General features: G+C 39.2%; 17 protein-coding genes. 8 read left to right on the plus strand and 9 right to left on the minus strand.

Features of this window, described 5'->3' with window-relative positions:
* Positions 1-39 precede the first annotated feature (39 nt).
* Positions 40-3,294 carry a cytochrome c biogenesis protein CcsA gene (locus tag EAX61_RS06410; RefSeq protein ID WP_121916856.1) on the plus strand — a complete coding sequence of 1,085 codons (3,255 nt, stop codon included), beginning with the start codon at positions 40-42 and terminating at the stop codon, positions 3,292-3,294.
* A gap of 180 nt (positions 3,295-3,474) precedes the next feature.
* On the opposite strand, the gene EAX61_RS06415 is transcribed toward EAX61_RS06410, so the two are convergent.
* A complete protein-coding gene (locus EAX61_RS06415) occupies positions 3,475-4,851 on the minus strand; it encodes a 7TM diverse intracellular signaling domain-containing protein (protein ID WP_161555204.1) in 1,377 nt (458 codons plus the stop codon).
* Positions 4,852-4,980: 129 nt separating this feature from the next.
* Positions 4,981-6,366, minus strand: coding sequence for a class II fumarate hydratase (fumC, locus tag EAX61_RS06420; protein ID WP_121916858.1), 1,386 nt, complete (start codon positions 6,364-6,366; stop codon positions 4,981-4,983).
* A 145-nt stretch (positions 6,367-6,511) separates the two neighbouring features.
* Between fumC and EAX61_RS06425 the strand changes: the two genes are divergently transcribed.
* Complete coding sequence (locus EAX61_RS06425) at positions 6,512-6,694, plus strand: hypothetical protein (RefSeq protein WP_121916859.1); 183 nt, start codon at positions 6,512-6,514, stop codon at positions 6,692-6,694.
* A gap of 55 nt (positions 6,695-6,749) precedes the next feature.
* On the opposite strand, the gene EAX61_RS06430 is transcribed toward EAX61_RS06425, so the two are convergent.
* Both EAX61_RS06430 and EAX61_RS06435 read right to left on the minus strand, forming a co-directional pair.
* Positions 6,750-7,178, minus strand: coding sequence for a DUF4268 domain-containing protein (locus EAX61_RS06430; protein WP_121916860.1), 429 nt, complete (start codon positions 7,176-7,178; stop codon positions 6,750-6,752).
* A complete protein-coding gene (locus tag EAX61_RS06435; RefSeq protein WP_236641995.1) occupies positions 7,179-7,847 on the minus strand; it encodes a ZIP family metal transporter in 669 nt (222 codons plus the stop codon).
* 53 nt (positions 7,848-7,900) lie between these two features.
* Here EAX61_RS06435 and EAX61_RS06440 point away from each other — a divergent pair, with 53 nt between their 5' ends.
* From EAX61_RS06440 to secA, 4 genes are all read left to right on the plus strand, one after another.
* The gene (locus EAX61_RS06440; RefSeq protein WP_236641996.1) at positions 7,901-9,070 is read left to right on the plus strand and encodes a THUMP domain-containing class I SAM-dependent RNA methyltransferase; all 1,170 of its coding nucleotides are present in this window, start codon (positions 7,901-7,903) and stop codon (positions 9,068-9,070) included.
* A gap of 127 nt (positions 9,071-9,197) precedes the next feature.
* Positions 9,198-9,773, plus strand: a complete 576-nt coding sequence (locus tag EAX61_RS06445) for a cob(I)yrinic acid a,c-diamide adenosyltransferase (RefSeq protein ID WP_121916861.1) — start codon at positions 9,198-9,200, stop codon at positions 9,771-9,773.
* Positions 9,774-9,934: 161 nt separating this feature from the next.
* Complete coding sequence (locus tag EAX61_RS06450; RefSeq protein ID WP_121916862.1) at positions 9,935-10,156, plus strand: DUF2795 domain-containing protein; 222 nt, start codon at positions 9,935-9,937, stop codon at positions 10,154-10,156.
* Between the two features lie 99 nt (positions 10,157-10,255).
* On the plus strand, positions 10,256-13,618 hold the full coding sequence (secA, locus tag EAX61_RS06455) for a preprotein translocase subunit SecA (protein WP_121916863.1): 3,363 nt from the start codon (positions 10,256-10,258) through the stop codon (positions 13,616-13,618).
* Between the two features lie 94 nt (positions 13,619-13,712).
* On the opposite strand, the gene EAX61_RS16330 is transcribed toward secA, so the two are convergent.
* On the minus strand, positions 13,713-13,859 hold the full coding sequence (locus EAX61_RS16330; protein WP_147448346.1) for a phosphotransferase: 147 nt from the start codon (positions 13,857-13,859) through the stop codon (positions 13,713-13,715).
* Positions 13,860-13,921: 62 nt separating this feature from the next.
* Between EAX61_RS16330 and EAX61_RS06460 the strand changes: the two genes are divergently transcribed.
* Entirely contained in the window at positions 13,922-15,385 is a 1,464-nt protein-coding gene (locus EAX61_RS06460; RefSeq protein WP_121916864.1) for an aminoacyl-histidine dipeptidase, read from the plus strand.
* A 94-nt stretch (positions 15,386-15,479) separates the two neighbouring features.
* Here EAX61_RS06460 and EAX61_RS06465 read toward each other — a convergent pair whose 3' ends face one another.
* The 3 genes from EAX61_RS06465 to EAX61_RS06475 are packed head-to-tail and all read right to left on the minus strand — an operon-like array spanning position 15,480 to position 18,194.
* Positions 15,480-16,607 carry a peptidylprolyl isomerase gene (locus EAX61_RS06465; RefSeq protein ID WP_121916865.1) on the minus strand — a complete coding sequence of 376 codons (1,128 nt, stop codon included), beginning with the start codon at positions 16,605-16,607 and terminating at the stop codon, positions 15,480-15,482.
* Positions 16,608-16,620: 13 nt separating this feature from the next.
* A complete protein-coding gene (gene gldI / locus EAX61_RS06470; protein WP_121916866.1) occupies positions 16,621-17,178 on the minus strand; it encodes a gliding motility-associated peptidyl-prolyl isomerase GldI in 558 nt (185 codons plus the stop codon).
* Positions 17,175-18,194 (minus strand): DHH family phosphoesterase, encoded by a 1,020-nt coding sequence (locus EAX61_RS06475; protein WP_121916867.1) that lies wholly within the window; start codon positions 18,192-18,194, stop codon positions 17,175-17,177. Before EAX61_RS06475 ends, gldI begins: the two co-directional genes overlap by 4 nt.
* Positions 18,195-18,366: 172 nt before the next feature.
* Between EAX61_RS06475 and EAX61_RS06480 the strand changes: the two genes are divergently transcribed.
* Entirely contained in the window at positions 18,367-18,783 is a 417-nt protein-coding gene (locus tag EAX61_RS06480) for a nucleoside-diphosphate kinase (RefSeq protein WP_121916868.1), read from the plus strand.
* Positions 18,784-18,923: 140 nt separating this feature from the next.
* Here EAX61_RS06480 and EAX61_RS06485 read toward each other — a convergent pair whose 3' ends face one another.
* Positions 18,924-20,066 (minus strand): glycosyltransferase, encoded by a 1,143-nt coding sequence (locus EAX61_RS06485; RefSeq protein WP_121916869.1) that lies wholly within the window; start codon positions 20,064-20,066, stop codon positions 18,924-18,926.
* Between the last annotated feature and the right edge of the window lie 4 nt (positions 20,067-20,070).

The following is a 20,070-nucleotide window of genomic DNA, read 5'->3' on the forward strand; positions in this document are numbered from 1 at the left end:
GTAGATTATCTTTGCAGTCGGAAAAATCACCTTCTCGCTATGCAAAAGAAACTCTTTAATTTTTTGTTTTCTACACGTTTAATGGGAGTTCTATTTATCGTTTATGCAGCAGCGATGATTACAGGAACATTTATGGATGCCGGGCAAGATACTTCGCCCACACCATACTCTAGATACTGGATTTACAATGCGTGGTGGTTTGAGCTTATACACGTGCTTCTGGTGATTAATTTTATAGGAAATATCTTTCGATATAAATTATTGCGTAAGGAAAAAATCACGACACTTATATTTCATTTATCCTTTATTTTGGTTCTTATTGGTGCAGGAGTAACGCGCTACATAAGTTATGAAGGAGTGATGCCTATAACAGAAGGAGAATCAGAAAGTACATTCTTAAGTGAGAAAACATATTTACAAGTCTTTATAGATGGAGAACGCAATGGTGAGCCTGCAAGGCGTGTTGTTGAGAAAGAACTTATGCTTTCTGAGAGACTCAATAACAGTTTTACTTGGAACACCCATTACGAGCCTAGTGATAGCACTAAGACAGATATTGAGATAAAATTCAACAAATTTATAGACGGAGCTGAAGATGGTTTTGTTCCAGATGATAATGGGAAATACCATCTTAAAGTAGTTGAAGCTGGTGACGGTACACGTCACGAGCATTTTCTTGTTGAAAACGAAGTAGTGAGTATACACAACGTCCTATATGCCTTTAATAAACCTACAGACGGAGCTATAAATATAAACTACGATGGTGAGAATTATACGGTAAGAACTCCCTTTGAGGGGACGAGCACGGTGATGGCAACCCAAACAGAATCACAAGTGGTTAAAGATTCTGTACAAACACTCAATTTACGAGCGCTTTATAATTTACAAGGAGTACAATTTGTAGTGCCAGAACCCGCCGTCAAAGGGACAACAGGTATTGTTGAGAAAGCTCTAGATGAAAAAAATGACCAAAACGCTCTGTTTGTAGACGTGACCATAGATGGTCAGACGGAAACGGTTGGATTGCTAGGTGGTAAAGGCTGGAGCAACGACAAGAAAATGATCCAAATTGGGGACTATAAATTATATCTCTCATATGGAAGTAAAAACTATGAGCTTCCATTTTCTATTTATTTAAAAGATTTTATTGCAGAGCGCTACCCTGGAACCGAAAAAAGCTTTGCTTCATTTAAAAGCGAGGTTATTGTCGAAGATCCTGAGCAGACCTACGACTATGATATTTATATGAACCACGTGCTAGACCACAAAGGTTTTCGTTTTTTTCAAGCAAGTTTTCCGCCAGACGAGAAAGGGACTATACTTTCGGTAAGTCACGATTTTTGGGGGACTTGGATTACTTACATTGGTTATTTCTTAATGTACTTAGGGCTTATGTTGATTTTATTTGATAAGGGTTCTCGTTTTGGCGATCTCAAGAATCGACTAGATAAAATAAAAGCAAAAAAGGCAAAATTATTGGCTGTTGTAATGTTGTTCGCTTTCGCGAAAGCGGAATCCTCTTACGCACAAGAAATAAATACCAGCGCCGTAGTAGTTGAAGACTCGACAGCCGTAGATAGCGATGTTACCGAAGAAATTATAGGAGTTGGAGGTCCAGAAGAAAGTCATCTAGCCCCACCCACCCAAGCAGAATTAGAAGAGCTGCTCGTAAAAAATGCAGTAAGTAAAGAGCACGCAGAAAAGTTTGGAAGGATGATTATTCAGGATAATGGGCGTATGATGCCTATTAACACGTTTTCTAGTCTATTGTTACGTAAGCTCACACGGAGTGATACCTATGCGGGCTTAAATGCAGACCAAGTAATGCTCTCTATGCTGGAAAATCCTGTAATATGGTATAATGTAGAATTACTATACCTAAAGAAAGGAAACGACAGCATCCGTAATATTGTTGGGGTCCCTGAGGACAGAAAGTATTTAAAACTTATGGATTTTTTTACTCCTAAGATTGAGTACAAACTAGAACCTTTTATGGCTTCTGCTTACAGCGAAGCTACACCGACGGTAATAGACAAAGATTTTAGAGATATAGATCAACGTATTGCATTGCTTAACAGCACGCTAGGAGGAAGTATATTAAAAATTTTCCCAAAACCTGATGATGTCAATGATACATGGCTCAATTATTCTGAGCTTAACGAGTCTGGATTTAAGGGGATGGATAGTTTATATACAAAACAAATCATTCCATTATATCTACAAAGTTTACGGGAAGGTAAACAAACTGGCGATTACACCAAGGCCGAGACTTTTCTTAATAGTATTAAGAGTTTTCAAAAGCGTTTTGCTGGTGATATTATGCCGAGTGAAGAGAAAATCGAAGCTGAAATTCACTACAATAAGAATGATCCTTTTAAGAAACTATACTGGCTTTATATGCTAGCAGCTTTCTTTATGATGACGTTTGTTATCGTTCAGATTTTTAGCCCGTCTAAGTTTGTAAACGTCGTTGTAAAACTGGGAGCGGTAATAACTGTAATCTTATTTTTATTACATACAGCGTCGTTAATATGGCGTTGGTATATTTCTGGTCACGCACCGTGGAGTGACGGTTACGAGTCTGTTTTATATGTAGCTTGGGCAACGATGTTTTTTGGACTAGGTTTTGGTCGTAAGAGTATGCTCACGATTGCCAGCACGGCTTTTGTAACTGGTTTTATCCTATGGGCAGCAAGTATGAACTGGATGAATCCTGAAATTGCAAATTTACAAGCAGTACTTAACAGTTACTGGTTAATGATTCATACGGCGGTAATTGTGGCAAGTTATGGGCCTTTTACACTAGGTGCAGTTTTGGGTATTGTATCCTTAATGCTTATGATTTTTACAACAGAGAAAAATCGAGTAAAAATGGATCTCAACATAAAGGAGATTACAATTATAAATGAGTTAGCACTTACCGTAGGAATGGTGTTGTTAGCCATAGGAACTTTTCTTGGAGGGCAATGGGCTAACGAAAGTTGGGGCCGTTATTGGGGCTGGGATCCTAAAGAAACTTGGGCACTTATCTCATTAATCATATATGCTTTTGTTATCCATATGAGATTAATCCCAGGATTACGTGGGCGATGGTTATTTAACCTCTGTTCTATAATTGCACTTGGATTTATTTTCTTTACCTATTTTGGAGTAAATTACTATCTGTCCGGATTGCATGCATATCAGAGCGGAGGAGATATTGCAATGCCTAAGATTATTATCACGGCCGTTGTACTCACAATTCTTGGAATCAGTTCTTGGATGAAGTATAAGAAGTATTTTGCAAAAGCATGACCTAGAAATAAATCAATTAAAAAAAATGCTATTCACTTACAGGATAGCATTTTTTTGTATTTAAAAAGAAAGAGCGTCGATTTTTTCGAGTAATGCAACGTAACTCAATTACCTTTCTAGAGTTTACCATAAGAATTGATTTTTAACGTTAAAAATTTAATAATCAAAGACCCTAAAATACTAGGAAACTAGCATCCTAATTTCTTGATCTCCCTCTATACCAAGCTTCTTGTAAATAGATTTTGTAGTATCGTTAACCTCTTCTCCTGAAAGGCGATAGTCTGTAGAAATGTGTTCGTTAGAATGTCCTTTGGAAATTCCTTGTAACACTTTTACTTCTAGGTTTGTTAAGTTAAATTCACTTATTAAAGTTTCTAGATACGAGTCGTCTGCATCTTGAATTTTCTTGTATTGATCTAATGTTTCAATACGCTGTAAATAAGTCTTTATCTGTTGTTTCATTAATGATCCCTGCACTTGTAGCTTTTTGAAACTCCACATCATTGCAAATGTTATAAGAACAACATCAATGAGTACAAAGATTTTTGCCCCAAAAGTGGTTATAGAAATTAAGGAGAGTCCATACGTATGAAGTACAGAAATTTCTAACATCAAATATATATTGAAGATGTAGATTAGTCCTATAAGCCAATATATAGTACGGTTCTTTGTCTTTAAGATTCCAATTATCCATACTGCCACAATGGTCGCAACAGTAAAAACATCTGACAGGAAATAAAAGAACATATCGTGCGTGGCAAAGTAGAGGAGCATAAATATTGCCGCGATACTAACCAATGAGATGAGTATAATCTTTTGAACTTTAGCGCGGTGTCTTAACTTCAAATAATAGAAGGCAAAACAAAAGCCAAAGAAACCAACCAAGAAATGGCTGAACAGCTCGAGATATATAAGAGCATCAAACTCAGCGTGAAATAAGTACCAAAAGTTATCTCTTGCAAGAATAGTATATGCCACGACAAATGCTAGGGAGGCGTGGAATAGGAAAATTTTATTTTTTGTTATAAAAAAGAAAATCAATGTAGCAAATATGAGGGATAGTATAGTACCATAAAAAATTCCAGCACCTAATAAATCGTGTTTTTCAGATGAAATAAACTCAGCCTCTTCTAGCACTTCAATGGGGAAATATGCTTCTTGTTTAAATTCGGCTTTTAGATATAAAGGAAATTCTATTAATCTGTCTATTAGAAAGAAAGATGGATAACGCGTGTCCGCCATTAATGGGAGCGACTTCCCATTACTATCCTTGAGTTCCAGAAGTCCTGTATGATTACTATATATAGTGAGCATCTCCCGGGGATTCTCAATCTGAGGGATTTTAAACCAATAGGTTCCATTATCTAAACCGTGATTATTATCGAGAATAGGGGAGAAGTCAGCATTATGAATGGAAGTGAAGTCTTCTTGAGCCTCTTTATCATATATATAAAGGACATCGGACTGGGCAAACAACTCGCCAGTAATGAGAACCAATAAAAGAAACAACCACTTCATCATAAATATAAAGACAATATAATGTCTTGATATACTCAAACATAACAAGTTAATGTAACGTGAGTTTGAGAAGTGCAAACATATGCAAAAAATCCGATAAATTACACTTTATCGGATTTTTATGCTTTTAAACGATATTTTTAGCATACAGTCATAATATTAACTTACTTAGACCATATCTTCAGGACGCACCCACTCGTCAAATTCTTGTGCAGTAACATATCCTAGATTAACAGCTTCCTCTTTGAGGGTTGTTCCATTTTCGTGTGCAGTATTTGCAATCTCTGCTGCTTTATAATACCCTATTTTGGTATTAAGTGCAGTTACGAGCATTAAGGAATTGTTTAATAATTCAGTAATTCTCTTTTGATTTGGCTCTATACCGCTAGCGCAATGTTCTGCAAAGGAAACGCAGGCATCTCCTATAAGCTGTGCGCTCTGTAATAAATTTGCTGCCATTACGGGTTTAAAAACATTCAGTTCATAGTGTCCTTGCATACCACCCACACTAATGGCAACATCATTACCCATTACCTGAGCACAGACCATCGTAATCGCTTCACATTGTGTAGGATTCACTTTACCAGGCATAATGGATGAACCTGGCTCGTTTGCAGGAATGGTGATTTCTCCAATCCCGCTACGAGGACCAGAAGCTAATAGACGTATATCATTTGCGATTTTATTTAAAGAGACGGCAAGTTGCTTAAGGGCTCCGTGCGTTTCAACAATGGCATCGTGAGCAGCAAGTGCTTCAAACTTATTATCTGCCGTACGGAATGGATGTCCGGTAAACTTAGCCATATACTCTGCAACACGTTTGGAGTAGCCTTTTGGGGTGTTCAAACCTGTGCCAACGGCGGTTCCGCCTAAAGCTAACTGCGATAAATGATCTAGTGTTGCTTCTAGAGCTTTCAAACCGTGGTCGAGTTGTGAGACATACCCAGAAAATTCTTGTCCTAACGTGAGTGGCGTAGCGTCCATAAGGTGCGTACGACCTATCTTCACCACTTTTTTGAATTTCTCAGATTTCGCCTTGAGCGTATCTCTTAATTTTCTTACGCCAGGAATTGTAACTTCTACGACTTTCTTATAGCCGGCGATATGCATTCCTGTAGGGAACGTATCATTAGAGGATTGTGACTTGTTTACATCATCATTAGGTTGCAAGGTTTTATCCCCTTCGCCTATTTTCTTTCCTGCAAGTTGATGTGCGCGATTTGCGATGACCTCGTTCACATTCATGTTGCTTTGTGTTCCAGAACCAGTCTGCCAGATCACCAGCGGAAACTGGTCGTCGTGCTTACCTTCAAGAATCTCATCACATACTTGTGCGATAAGATCCCGCTTCTCAATCGGAAGACCACCCAACTCGCAGTTTGTAAATGCAGCAGCTTTCTTTAATACGGCAAAGCCATAAACGATTTCAAGAGGCATAGAGCCTGGAGCTCCTATTTTAAAATTATTTCTAGAGCGCTCGGTTTGTGCGCCCCAAAGTTTATCGGCAGGGACTTTAACCTCGCCCATTGTGTCTTTTTCAATTCTATATTCCATCTGGCGGTAATTTTATAAGTGACAAATTTACGATTTTGGCGTCAGTATTATTGTCAATAAACTGTCAATAAAGTTCATTTTTCTCTTGGAAAAAAGAAGAGCAAATCGGTATCTTTGCCACAACACTAAGAAAACACGGTACGTTATGTTCGATTTTGATCAATATTTAGGATTTCTTGCATTTTTAACTATCCTTACCATAGGATTCTGGTTAATGATATTCTTACTCACTTTTGTGATTCCATATTGGGTAGGAGGTTCGATTGTAGAAATGCTAAAAGAAAAGAACGAAGAGCGCAAGGCAAAGAAAGCGGCTAAGAACGCTTAATTTACTTCGTAATATATAATTAGGAAACCAGCAGTATTGCTGGTTTTTTTGTGCCTCAACTTTTTATAAAATCCTCATATTCTAAGAAGAAAGCTTCCATTTTAGACATATAGGTATGGAAAAATTCAAAAACTTCTGGCCAGCTGTGCTTATTATTTATGCTAACGTTTTCAAGTGCTAGGTAACATCTTGAAATTATTTTTTGATTATCTAGCACATAATCTTCCTCAAAAATTAGATCTTCTGATATTTCATCCTTCATCAGATTTTTAAGGCTCAGCAGTTTGTCAAAGTAATATGCCCGAAATACTTCATCATTCGACTCAGAGTCTATAGCAACGAGCGCACGCTTGTTGTCAAAATCAAATTTCAAACTGAAATCCTTGATCCTCGTATTGTACAATAACCACTTACGAGGATATCGTTTCCCGAAAAATATCCAGAACTGCTGGCGTATTTGTTTAGCTTCTTCTCTGGAGAACATCTAGATAAAATATGCGATGATAATTCCCAATAAAATCACACCTAGTTTTGAGGCGTTGAATTGGTGATTCTTTGATGATTCAAATAATATTGTAGTGGACACGTGCAACAACACCCCGACCACAAAAGCATTTACACTGGCGGAGTAGGTTTGCAGGGTGGGGAAGTACGCTTTCGCGAAAGCGCCCAAAGGAGTCATCATCGCAAACACCACTAGAAAGAGCGCACATTGCAATCTTGTCAATTTAGAATGCAATAAAAACACCGAAATAATCACTGCAATCGGAATTTTGTGTACTACAACACCATATAGTAGACTCTGATTTTCGGCAATGGGGAAGCCTTCAATAAGTGCGTGGAAACAGAGACTCACAAAAAGCAACCAAGGAAACTTTGCATTATCCTTGTGATGTACGTGACCGTGTTCTGCACCTTTAGATCCAAATTCAAGAATAATCTGAACCAAAAGTCCAGCCATAATAAAGATGCCTATATGCTCACTTTGAGAAGCATAGACCTCGGGCAAAAATTCAAATATCGTCACCGAAAGTAAGAACGCCCCACTGAACGAAAGCAACAGTTTTACGCCGTGATCTACCGCCGGTTTAAAAATCATTGCGATTAAATAACCTGTGGCGACTGCCAGAATGGGAAGTAAGATTGCTTGCAAAGGTGCGGTGGTTGATTATCTAAGGCGATAAAAATACTGTATTTTTGTGGTATATGAAGACCGACAATCAAAACTTTAAAATGGTGGCCAAAACATTTTTTGGCTTCGAAGATATACTAGCAGAGGAACTGCGCAATCTGGGCGCAGGAAACGTGGAGAAAGGGGTGCGTAATGTTTCTTTTGAAGGAGATAAAGGGTTTATGTACAAGGCAAACCTGTGCTTGCGTACGGCTGTAAAAGTACTTAAGCCTATTGCGGAGTTTCGCGTGATGAATGAGAATGACCTGTATCGTCGCGTGCAACGTATGAACCTGAGGGAGTTTATGAACGTGAATACGACTTTTGCCATCAATGCTACGGTTACGGGAGACCTGTTTACACACTCACAGTACGTGGCTTTTAAAACTAAAGATGCGATTGTAGATAAGTTCCGTAAAGAAGAAAATGTACGCCCTAATGTAGATACAAAACATCCAGATATACGACTCAACGTACACATTCAAAACAATTGGTGTACCGTCTCACTGGACAGTAGTGGAGCTTCACTACACCATAGAGGTTATCGAACAGCAACAAATATTGCGCCTATAAATGAGGCATTGGCAGCAGGCTTGATTATGTTGAGCGGTTGGCACGGGCAGAGTGATTTTCTGGATCCTATGTGTGGTTCTGGAACGATGTGTATTGAGGCGGCAATGATTGCCTGTAATGTTCCTGCAAACCTTAACCGAAAGGAATTTGCGTTCGAGAAATGGGATGATTGGGATGTGGACCTGTATGAGCTTATTGAGGCTGCGCAGTTAAAACATATTAGAGATTTTAGATACAAAATCACAGGATACGATAAAGCACCTTCTGCCATTGCAAAGGCAAAGGAGAATATAAAAAATGCCCAACTCGAGGACTTTATCACTGTAAAGGAGCAAAACTTCTTTGAAACCCAAAAAGAAGGCAATGATTTTCTCCAGATGGTTTTTAACCCGCCCTATGGAGAGCGACTACCCGTGGAGATGGAGGAATTCTATAAACAAATAGGGGACACGCTAAAAACGGGGTATCCAGGTTCACACGCCTGGTTGATTACTTCAAATATGGAGTCTTTAAAACACGTAGGCCTGCGTCCTAGCCGTAAAATAAAATGTTTCAATGGTAGTTTAGAAAGTAGGCTCGTAAAATATGAAATGTACGAGGGTAGCAAGAAGGGGAAGTATCAGGAGGATTGAAATTGAAATTAAATTCGAATACAATGAATCATTGGTGGTTGTCCCGATAGTAATCGGAACGTATTGAAACTACCGAATTAAAGAAAGTCGATTGCGGGGACGAGATATCCGCCTTCGCAGATATTAAATGAAGATTTACACAAAGACAGGAGATAAGGGAACAACCGCACTATTTGGCGGTACGCGCGTGCCTAAACACCACATCCGTATTGATAGCTACGGGACGGTAGATGAGTTGAACTCGCATATCGGTTTAATACGGGATCAGGAAATTGACCCTCGTAGTAAGGAGATCTTGGTTCATATTCAGGATAAACTATTTACCGTAGGTGCTGTTCTAGCAACAGACCCAGAAAAGGCGACGCTCAAAAACGGAAAAGACCGATTAAATATCCCAAAAATAGATGAAGAGGATATTGAACTTCTTGAAAAAGAGATGGATATAATGAACGACCATCTCCCGCAGATGACGCATTTTGTATTACCTGGAGGTCATACCACGGTGTCATACTGTCATATTGCGCGCTGTGTGTGCCGTAGGGCAGAGCGTTTGGCGTCAGCGCTTTATGAACTCGAGCCCTTTGATGAGCATACCTTGAAATACCTTAACCGACTTTCTGACTACCTTTTTGTGCTGGCACGGAAGTTGTCCTCAGACCTGCAAGCAGAAGAAGTTAAGTGGATTCCTAAGAAGTTGGAATAACGGAAATTGTTTATTTATTGCTACGCTTTCGCGAAAGCGTAACCTAAAATGATGACCACCTGATTTACACGTTCTTAAATTTATTTTGAAATAATTGTCAATTCACTTGCATTTCTGTCTAGAAAAATTATTTTTGCAGAAATTATAAATACACAATTGCTATGTACTGGACTTTAGAACTAGCTTCTTATTTAAGTGATGCGCCTTGGCCTGCGACTAAGGACGAATTGATCGATTATGCGATTAGAACGGGGGCACCACTTGAAGTAGTTGAAAATCTACAATCTATTGAGGATGAAGGTGATTCTTACGATTCAATCGAAGAGATTTGGCCAGATTATCCTTCAGACGAGGATTACCTCTGGAACGAGGATGAATATTAATAACAAAACACGTTAAAAACACAAATAAAAGTCTCGCTATGAGGCTTTTTTTTTGAGTAAATTTAGCGTTTAGAATATTGACACAAACAAGACCATATTATGGGATTTTTAGATAATGTATTAAAGATTTTTGTAGGTGATAAAGCAAAGCAAGATGTTTCTGCTATTATGCCTATTGTTGAGCAAGTAAAAGCTTTGGGGAGCGCTATGGAGAGCCTTTCTTTAGATGAATTGCGTGCTAAAACGTTAGCGTTTAAAGATAGAATTGCTCTAGACCAAAAGGAACTGAGAGATAAAATTGATGCTCTTAAAATTGAAGCAGATGAGACAGACGATATAGATCGTCGAGAAGATATCTATACTGAAATTGATAAGCTAGAGGACGATATATATGACCTCACACAGAAAACGCTTAACGATATTCTTCCAGAAGCCTATGCGGTTGTAAAGGAGACAGCAAGACGTTTTAAAGAAAATGAATCTCTAGAAGTAACAGCAACAGAGTATGACCGTCTTTTAAGTGGTGATAAGGATTATGTGCAGTTAGATGGAGACAAGGCTATCTGGGCAAACAGCTGGGATGCTGTAGGGAAGGAAGTAACTTGGGATATGGTTCACTACGATGTACAACTCGTAGGTGGTATCGCAATGCACCAAGGTAAAATTGCCGAGATGCAAACGGGAGAAGGTAAAACGCTTGTGGCGACACTTCCTGTATATCTTAATGCCTTAACTGGTTGGGGCGTACACCTTGTAACTGTAAACGATTACCTAGCCAAACGTGATATGGCGTGGATGGCACCTTTATTCCAGTTTCACGGACTAACAATAGACTGTATAGATTACCACAGACCTAATAGTGAAGAGCGCCGTAAAGCCTATAATGCAGATATAACCTACGGAACTAATAATGAATTTGGTTTTGATTATTTGAGAGATAATATGTCTCACAAACCTCAAGACCTCGTGCAACGTGCACCGCATTATGCCATTGTAGATGAGGTGGATTCGGTACTTGTAGATGATGCGCGTACGCCATTAATTATTTCTGGACCAGTTCCTAAAGGAGATGTGCACGAGTTTGATGCACTCAAGCCTAGCATAGAAAAAATTGTTGAGTTACAAAGAAAGAAACTCGTAGGAACACTCGCCGAAGCAAAGAAACTCATCGCTGCAGGAGATACAAAAGAGGGTGGAGTACAACTACTACGTGTTTTCCGCGGATTGCCTAAAAACAAGGCGCTCATTAAATTCTTGAGTGAAGAAGGAATACGTTTGTTATTGCAAAAGACGGAGAACTTCTATATGCAGGATAATAATCGTGAGATGCCTAAGATTGATTCCGAACTTTATTTTACAATAGAGGAGAAGAACAATCAGATTGAATTGACTGATTTAGGTATTGAGACACTTTCTGGAAAGGATGATCCTAACTTCTTTGTGATGCCAGAAATTGGTATGGAAATCGGAAAGATTGAGGCAAAAGGACTCTCTCCAGAAGAAGAAGCGGCAGAAAAGGAAATACTCTTCAAGGACTTTGGTATCAAGTCTGAGCGCATCCACACCATGAATCAATTGCTTAAGGCATACACTTTATTTGAAAAAGATACGGAGTATGTAGTAATGGACAATAAAGTGATGATTGTCGATGAGCAAACAGGTCGTATTATGGACGGTCGTCGCTATAGTGACGGATTGCACCAAGCGATTGAAGCTAAGGAAAATGTAAAGATTGAAGATGCTACCCAAACTTTTGCAACTGTAACCTTACAGAATTACTTCCGTATGTACCGCAAACTATCTGGTATGACGGGTACTGCGATTACAGAGGCTGGCGAACTTTGGGAAATCTATAAACTGGATGTGGTAGAGATTCCTACAAACCGTCCTATTGCTCGTGATGATAGAGATGATTTAGTCTATAAAACAAAACGTGAAAAATATAATGCAGTAATCGATGAGGTGACAAACTTGTCTAATGCTGGAAGACCGGTACTTATCGGTACAACCTCAGTTGAGATATCTGAGTTGTTGAGTCGTATGCTTACCATACGTAAAGTACCACACAATGTACTGAACGCAAAACTGCACAAGAAAGAGGCAGATATTGTTGCAGAAGCTGGTAATGCTGGAATTGTAACCATTGCGACAAATATGGCGGGTCGTGGTACGGATATTAAACTTTCAGATAAGGTTAAAGCAGCAGGAGGACTTGCAATTATTGGTACAGAGCGTCACGATTCTCGTCGTGTAGATAGGCAGTTACGTGGTCGTGCTGGACGTCAAGGGGATCCTGGAAGTTCTCAGTTCTATGTTTCACTAGAAGATAACTTGATGCGTCTTTTTGGATCTGAGCGTATTGCTAAGATGATGGATAGACTCGGGTTAAAAGAAGGAGAAGTAATACAGCACGGGATGATTTCAAAATCTATCGAGCGTGCACAGAAAAAGGTAGAGGAAAACAACTTTGGGGTTCGTAAGCGTCTTCTGGAATATGATGATGTGATGAATGCACAACGTGAAGTGGTTTACAAACGTCGTCGTCACGCATTGTTTGGAGAGCGTCTTCGTGTAGATCTTGCAAATATGATTTACGACACGGTAGAGAATGTTGTAGAGAGTAATAAGCAAGCACAGGATTATAAGAACTTTGAGTTTGAGCTCATTCGTTATTTCTCAATGCCGAGTCCTGTAGATGAGAATGAGTTTGCAAACTCCAATCCTAAAAAACTAGCAGATAAAATCTACCAAGCTGCCTTTGAGCATTACCGTGAGAAAATGGAGCGCAATGCAAACCTTGCATTTCCTATTATCAAGCGTGTGTATGAAGATCCAGCAAGTAAATTTGAGCGTATCGTCGTTCCTTTTACAGATGGGAACAAAGAAATACGTGTCGTAACAAACCTTAAGGAAGCTTATGATACAGATGGTAAGCAACTGGTAAATGATTTTGAGAAGAACATTACCCTAGCCATCATAGATGATGCTTGGAAGACCCACCTTCGTAAGATGGATGAACTCAAGCAAAGTGTGCAACTTGCCGTACACGAGCAGAAGGATCCACTACTGATCTACAAGTTTGAAGCTTTTGAGTTGTTCAAAGTGATGATTGATAAGGTTAATAAGGATGTGATTTCGTTCTTATTTAAAGGGGAAATTCCACAGGGAGATAGCAATCAGGTTGCAGATGCAGCGAACATTCGTGAGAAAAAAGAAAAGCTCGAAACTCAAAAAGAAGAGATTCCTAACCTTGATGAGCGCTCAGCGCAATCCAGGGCAGCTGGAAACACGCAACCACAGCAACAACAAGTGACAGAGACCATAGTGCGCTCACAGCCTAAAATAGGCCGTAACGATCGTGTTACGATTAAGAACGTGATGAATGGTGAAAGTAAGGTTGTAAAATATAAACAGGCAGAACCATTACTTGCTAAAGGGCAATGGGTGATTGTGAATGATTAGATTGCACATTGCATAGAATAAGAAACGGCTCACATTTTTGTAGAGCCGTTTTTTTATGGGTTACGCTTTCGCGAAAGCGGAAAATAAAATTTATTTAAACGTCTATTATATTTTCAGACATATTTGGAATATTAAGCACCCAGCACCCAGCACCCAGCACCCAGCACCCAGCACCCAGCACCCAGCACCCAGCACTCAGCACCCAGCACCCAGCACCCAGCATAATCCGCTGAGATTTCAAATTCAATTTCAGTTTCGATTTACATTTACCTCCCTTACCTTTACAAAAAAACAGATATAACGATGACAAACCCAGAAGTAAGAGCCTTAGAACCCAAAGCCCTTTGGAACAAATTTGCCGATTTAAATGCTGTACCGCGACCGTCCAAAAAAGAAGAGCGTGTGATACAGTTTATGAAGGATTTTGGAGCAAATCTCGGTTTAGAAACCCTAGAAGATGAAGTAGGGAATGTAATTATACGCAAACCAGCTACTAAAGGTATGGAGGACCGGAAGATGGTCGTGATGCAATCACACCTAGATATGGTGCATCAAAAAAATGCCGATACAGATTTTGATTTTGACACTCAAGGTATAGAAATGTATGTAGATGGTGACTGGGTAAGAGCTCGAGGAACAACGCTAGGGGCAGATAATGGTCTGGGAGTTGCAACTATTATGGCAGTATTAGAGAGTACAGACATCGCACATCCAGCGATTGAGGCTCTGTTTACCATAGATGAAGAGACAGGAATGACTGGCGCAATGGGCTTAAAAGGTGGTGTTTTAAAAGGAGATATTCTATTAAATCTAGATACCGAAGAAGACGACGAGATAGGAGTAGGGTGTGCTGGCGGAATTGATGTTACTGCAACACGCGACTACGAAGTAGAGCCTCTTGAAGAGGGAAAAACCGGCTATGAAATAACTATAAAAGGATTAAATGGCGGTCACTCTGGAATGGACATCATAAAAGGTTTAGGAAACGCAAACAAGTTGATGAACCGTATGCTTTTTGACGGTTTTGAAAACTTCGGGATGCGTATTGCTTCTATAAATGGTGGTAGCTTGCGCAATGCGATACCACGAGAAAGTTTTGCAGTAATTGCTGTAGACACGATACAGAAAGATGCTTTTGAGTTTGAATTTAAAGCACTTGCAGATGCTATCAAAAAGGAATTTAAGCTACTAGAGGCGAATCTTGATATAAGTTTTAAGGAAACTTCGGCACCTGTGAGCGTTATGGAGCTGGGTGTTCAGGAAGGATTGCTCAAAGCATTGTACGCCGCTCACAATGGCGTTTATAGAATGAGCCCAGATATTGAAGACCTCGTAGAAACTTCAAATAACATCGCAAGAGTAACGGTAGAAAAAGGGAATATTGAGATCCTATGCTTAACGCGCTCCTCTGTAGAAAGTTCTAAGACAGATCTAGTAAATGCGCTTAGAGCAACTTTCGAGCTTATAGGTTGTGAGGTGGACGCTTCTGGAGATTACCCAGGGTGGGCACCGAATATGGATAGTGCTATTCTTAAGGTGTTAGTAGCAAAGTATAAAAGTCTCAATAATGAGGAACCAGTAGTTGCTGCCTGTCATGCAGGATTAGAATGCGGTATCTTGGGACAAAATTATCCGGGAATGGATATGATTTCATTTGGACCAACGATAAAAGGAGCACACTCTCCTGACGAAAGAGCTAGTATCACTAGCGCGCAGAAATATTGGGATTTTGTAATTGAAGTTTTAAAGGATATACCTAAGAAGTAAAAGCTAATTATAGAAAACAAAAACACGTGTGAAATAAAATGGCCACCTGAGCGTTTCAGGTGGCCATTTTTGCTTTAGCGAAGGCGAAACATTATTACTTAACGATTTCTAGTAATTCTATTTCAAAAATCATATTTGATTTTGCTGGGATCGGACCGTATTCTTGTTCTCCATATCCTAAGTGGTACGGTACAAAAATCGTAGCTTTTTCACCAACCTTGAGTTGTTGTATTCCTTCTTTCATCCCTGCAATAAGGCGGGCTTCATTACTATAAGGAACATTCATAGGTTGATATGGACTGCGCGGGTTTACTTTATCTAATTTTTCGGCGAGTTCTCTTTGGCTTGTGTCAAAGAGCTCTCCGCTTTCAAAAAACCCTGCATAATCCACCTTAACTTTTGCACCTAGCGCAGGTTTCTCACCGTCTGTCTTCTCATCTATAAAGATGGCAAGACCACTAGGAAGTTTTTCTGCTTTCTCTCTCTTGCTGTCAAAACGCTCTTTATATTCTTTGTACTTAATGGCATCTGCAGCCGCTTTTTCTTCGGCAGCTTTTACTCTTTTTGCATCAATACCCGCAAGTTCTGCTTTAAAGGTTTCTGGGGCGTTAAAGTTTTTTGCGGCGCTTCCTTTACGTATGATATTTACTTGCGTCATTACTGGCGGGACTTTAGGCTTTCCTTGTCTAGGATCTCCTATTTTTTCAACAGCAATAATGTCATCGATTACTTCAAGACCTATAACAACTTTACCCCAAACCGTATGTCTTCCGTTGAGCCAAGGTGTTTCTTTTTGGGTGATAAAAAACTGACTACTATTTGTGTCAGGACCACTATTTGCCATAGATAGTGTTCCTTTTGAATCGTGTACGAGACCATCTACAAATTCATCGTGAAATTTATATCCTGCATCTCCAGAACCTTTTCCTAACGGGTCACCGCCTTGAATCATAAAGTCTTCTATCACTCGGTGAAATGTGAGTCCATTATAAAATGGCTTTCCTTTAAGTGTAGAATCTTTAACCATCGGGTGGTTACCCTCGGCTAGAGCAACAAAATTTGCCACGGTCGCAGGTGTTTCTTCAAAATATAATTGAGCCACCATGGTTCCCTTATCTGTTACGATTTCTGCATACAGGCCATCTTCTAGATCTGGATACTTATCATTGCACGAAAGCAAGGTTAGTAGAGCTATAAATAAATACATCGGTAATTTTCTCATTGTTTTTAAATTATTAATTGTCTTCGTTTTTATTTTTTATTTCATTTAAAGTGACGGTGGTCTTTATGATAACATTGCTACCTATCTTGCCGTCTATTCCATAATATCCATATGCTTGGTATGAAGGTAAAAGAAAGGTAACTACCTCACCTGGTTTCATAAGCTTAAGTCCTTCTCTTAGTCCTGAAATGAGGTCTTGATTGCTTTGATCTATTTGATAAACTTGATTGCCTACCTCTTCTGTGGTTAAAATAGATGTTCCTGCGAGTGTTTTTACATCATAATTAAAGGATACGAGGTCACCCACCTGCGGAGTTACAAGTTGTGTCGAGTCTTTTTTTACAAATGTGTACCAAAAACCATTGGGCGAGGCAATATATTCCTGCGACGCATTCTTCTCAATATGTTTTTGAATATCTTGTTCCTCAAGCGCAATAAGTTTCTTATTGCGTTTTATAGAATTATCTACATAAACACCAGATTGCTTATTTATAGGTCGCCGCGCCTCTGGTCCTTTGCAGGAAAGAAATATTGTAAAGCATAAAATGGTGAGACTTAAGGCGTTTCTCATTGTGTGAGCTGGGCTTTATACTGGGGCAATATACTAATAAAATGAGTTATGGTATCTTCCATATTTAGGTCACTTTTCCCACCAGCAGCATTTATATGCCCACCGCCAGAATAATGTTCCCGAGCAACATCATTTACCGAGAAATCACCTTTAGACCTAAGCGACATCTTAATAATATTATCTGCCTTATTTTCAATAAAAATCACGGCAAACCTAATACCGAGAAGTGTTAATCCATAATTAACAAAACCTTCCGTATCTCCTTTCTGGAAGTTATGATCGTCCAGCTCTTTCTGTGTAATCGTAATATAGGCTGTATTAAATTCCTCTAGTACTCTCAAATTCTTGAGGGCTACTCCTAAGAGTTGCATTTTAGAAAGGCTCCAAGAGTCATTTAAATTTTGATGAATCTCTGTATTATTTGCACCCTTTGCAATTAAGGCGGCAACGACTTGGTGTGTTTGTGCCGTTGTAGACGAAAATCTGAAGGACCCTGTATCCGTCATTATTCCTGTATATATACACGAAGCCATATCCTTATCTATAAGCTCTGTATCTCCCAAACTATCTATAAAATGATATATCATCTCACAAGTAGAACTCATTGCTGTATCACTATAAGTCACTACAGCATAATCTGCTGGTTGCTGGTGATGGTCTATCATCACGATAGGCGCAACAACGTTCTTGAGAACCGCTTCCATATCACTACCTGTGCGAGAGAAGTGATTAAAGTCTAATGTAAAAACCAGGTCAGCAGCCATTATTTTTTCTGTCGCTTGGTCTGAGTTCTGACTATAGATCAAAACTTCTTCATTTCCAGGAAGCCACTGTAAAAACTGTGGGTATTCATTAGGAGCAATAACTTGTGGTGTATGTCCTTTTTTCTTAAGATATCCTGCTAGTGCTAGCGTACTCCCCATTGCATCCCCATCAGGATTTCTATGCGGAATAATAACAATGTGCTGAGGTTGTGAGAGTAGTGATTCTATTTGGGTAATTTGAGGTATAGTCATAAGCTTCAAAGATACAATCAATCTTTATTTTTGCATGTACCGTTATCAATAATTTAAGAACGTCATATGGTATGAGAAATTGTTATTTCTTAACCATTTGATTACATAGAATACCGTATTTTTGCACCCGAATTTGAGGAGGTTTTTACGCTTTCGCGAAAATTAAATTAAGATGACAAACAGAACATTTACAATGATTAAGCCAGATGGTGTTGAGAACGGACACGTAGGGGCTATTTTAGAAAAAATTACTGCTAGCGGTTTTCGTATCGTAGCGATGAAACTTACGCAAATGACAACGGCAGATGCTCAGGAGTTTTATGGGGTTCACAAGGAGCGTCCATTCTTCGGAGAGCTTGTTGAGTTTATGACACGCGGTCCTATCGTTGCAGCTATTCTTGAAAAAGAAAACGCAGTAGCAGATTTCCGTACACTCATAGGAGCAACTAACCCAGCAGAAGCTGCAGAAGGTACCATTCGTGCTTTATATGCAGCATCAGTAGGAGAAAACGCGGTTCACGGGAGTGATAGCGATGAGAATGCGGCTATCGAAGGTGCATTCCACTTTTCTGGAAGAGAGATGTTCTAAACTCAGAACACAGAGAAAACAATATAGATTATAGAAGAAAGCGCTATCCTTTGGGAAGCGCTTTTTTTATTGTCTTTTAAGTATAGGTTAAAAAAAGATGAGCTCAGCGAGGTTTTTTCTAAAGTTGCGTTTACCACGTGTCAATTTTTTTGCCAAATAGTAACATACTCCCTAGCCACCTCAATATGGTCGTGATATTTTTGAACAAAAGCCTTCGCACTTTTGCCAATAGTAGGTATCGCACTGGGATTTAAGATCAGTTTTTCTAGATTAAAAGCTATCTCATTTGGGTCTGGTGTAGCGTCTATAGCTACTGGTTCTGTGAGATTATAATGCTTCATAAAATGAGGGCCGGCTCCTGTAAAAACGACTTTTCCTTTGGCCATTGCCTCAAGTGCATTATATCCTTGGTCGTGACTATATACTTGGTCTAGGAGAATATGAGCGCGGTCGTAAGCTTTGATATATTCAGAATAGGGAAGCGACTCCACAGTAATAATTTCGATTTTATCAGAATATGACTTTTTAATGATTTCTAGCGCTTTTTCAAAAATATCATTCCCTTTTTTGAGATAGGACTGCCTATTAATCCCGTGGAAGATGACTATTTTTTGATCTTCTCTCGTTGTAGTATAATCTAGTTTAGAAAGATTTATGGGTGTCGGGATGAGCTTGGTTGCTTTTATATTTTTACGCAAGCTTAAATAATAGTCCATATCAGTAGGAATAATGGCTTCCGCGTGACTCATTACGGTTTCATAAAGCGCCTTGTACTCTGATTTTAGATAGCGCATCGCTCCTTGGTATTTTGGAGCTAGATTTTTATCATTTACATAGGGCGTGAGCATATGATAGGGGAGAGTAGATGTGAGTAGGTCTTCTACCCAATATACGTCTGTCCCACAGGCCGAAAGGAACATTTTTTTGTTCTGAAGTGCTAGTTTTTTGATAAACTTTTGTTCTCTACTAGGAGTGGTACGAATACTCCAAGAATTAATGAGTTGGACAACGTCGTAATTTTTTAATTCAGGAAGTGCTTTTGCAAACCGATTCCCAATTTCTATTGCGGTAATATCGGTGCCTGTTATTTTAAAAATACCACGACGTATTTTGGTCACAAACCAGTTGCCCATCGTATATCGCGGACTGATATCCACATCTACTGGAAATTTTTTAAAATCGTCTCCCGTACCTACCAGCGTGACTTCGTGGCCCAAAGCAATAAGCCCTTCTTTTAAGGAATTGTGAAAACGACTATATTCGCCTATGAGCAGTATATTCATTGCT

Origin of the sequence: Dokdonia sinensis (assembly GCF_003688895.1) — a bacterium.
In the GTDB taxonomy this organism is placed as follows: domain Bacteria; phylum Bacteroidota; class Bacteroidia; order Flavobacteriales; family Flavobacteriaceae; genus Dokdonia; species Dokdonia sinensis.

Excerpts from the sequence above, each read along its gene's own strand:
- EAX61_RS06410 (WP_121916856.1), top strand. The coding sequence starts at position 40 with ATGCAAAAGAAACTCTTTAATTTTTTGTTTTCTACACGTTTAATGGGA.
- fumC (WP_121916858.1), bottom strand. The coding sequence starts at position 6,366 with ATGGAATATAGAATTGAAAAAGACACAATGGGCGAGGTTAAAGTCCCT.
- EAX61_RS06425 (WP_121916859.1), top strand. The coding sequence starts at position 6,512 with ATGTTCGATTTTGATCAATATTTAGGATTTCTTGCATTTTTAACTATC.
- EAX61_RS06430 (WP_121916860.1), bottom strand. The coding sequence starts at position 7,178 with ATGTTCTCCAGAGAAGAAGCTAAACAAATACGCCAGCAGTTCTGGATA.
- EAX61_RS06440 (WP_236641996.1), top strand. The coding sequence starts at position 7,901 with ATGAAGACCGACAATCAAAACTTTAAAATGGTGGCCAAAACATTTTTT.
- EAX61_RS06445 (WP_121916861.1), top strand. The coding sequence starts at position 9,198 with ATGAAGATTTACACAAAGACAGGAGATAAGGGAACAACCGCACTATTT.
- EAX61_RS06450 (WP_121916862.1), top strand. The coding sequence starts at position 9,935 with ATGTACTGGACTTTAGAACTAGCTTCTTATTTAAGTGATGCGCCTTGG.
- secA (WP_121916863.1), top strand. The coding sequence starts at position 10,256 with ATGGGATTTTTAGATAATGTATTAAAGATTTTTGTAGGTGATAAAGCA.
- EAX61_RS06460 (WP_121916864.1), top strand. The coding sequence starts at position 13,922 with ATGACAAACCCAGAAGTAAGAGCCTTAGAACCCAAAGCCCTTTGGAAC.
- EAX61_RS06465 (WP_121916865.1), bottom strand. The coding sequence starts at position 16,607 with ATGAGAAAATTACCGATGTATTTATTTATAGCTCTACTAACCTTGCTT.
- gldI (WP_121916866.1), bottom strand. The coding sequence starts at position 17,178 with ATGAGAAACGCCTTAAGTCTCACCATTTTATGCTTTACAATATTTCTT.
- EAX61_RS06475 (WP_121916867.1), bottom strand. The coding sequence starts at position 18,194 with ATGACTATACCTCAAATTACCCAAATAGAATCACTACTCTCACAACCT.
- EAX61_RS06480 (WP_121916868.1), top strand. The coding sequence starts at position 18,367 with ATGACAAACAGAACATTTACAATGATTAAGCCAGATGGTGTTGAGAAC.
- EAX61_RS06485 (WP_121916869.1), bottom strand. The coding sequence starts at position 20,066 with ATGAATATACTGCTCATAGGCGAATATAGTCGTTTTCACAATTCCTTA.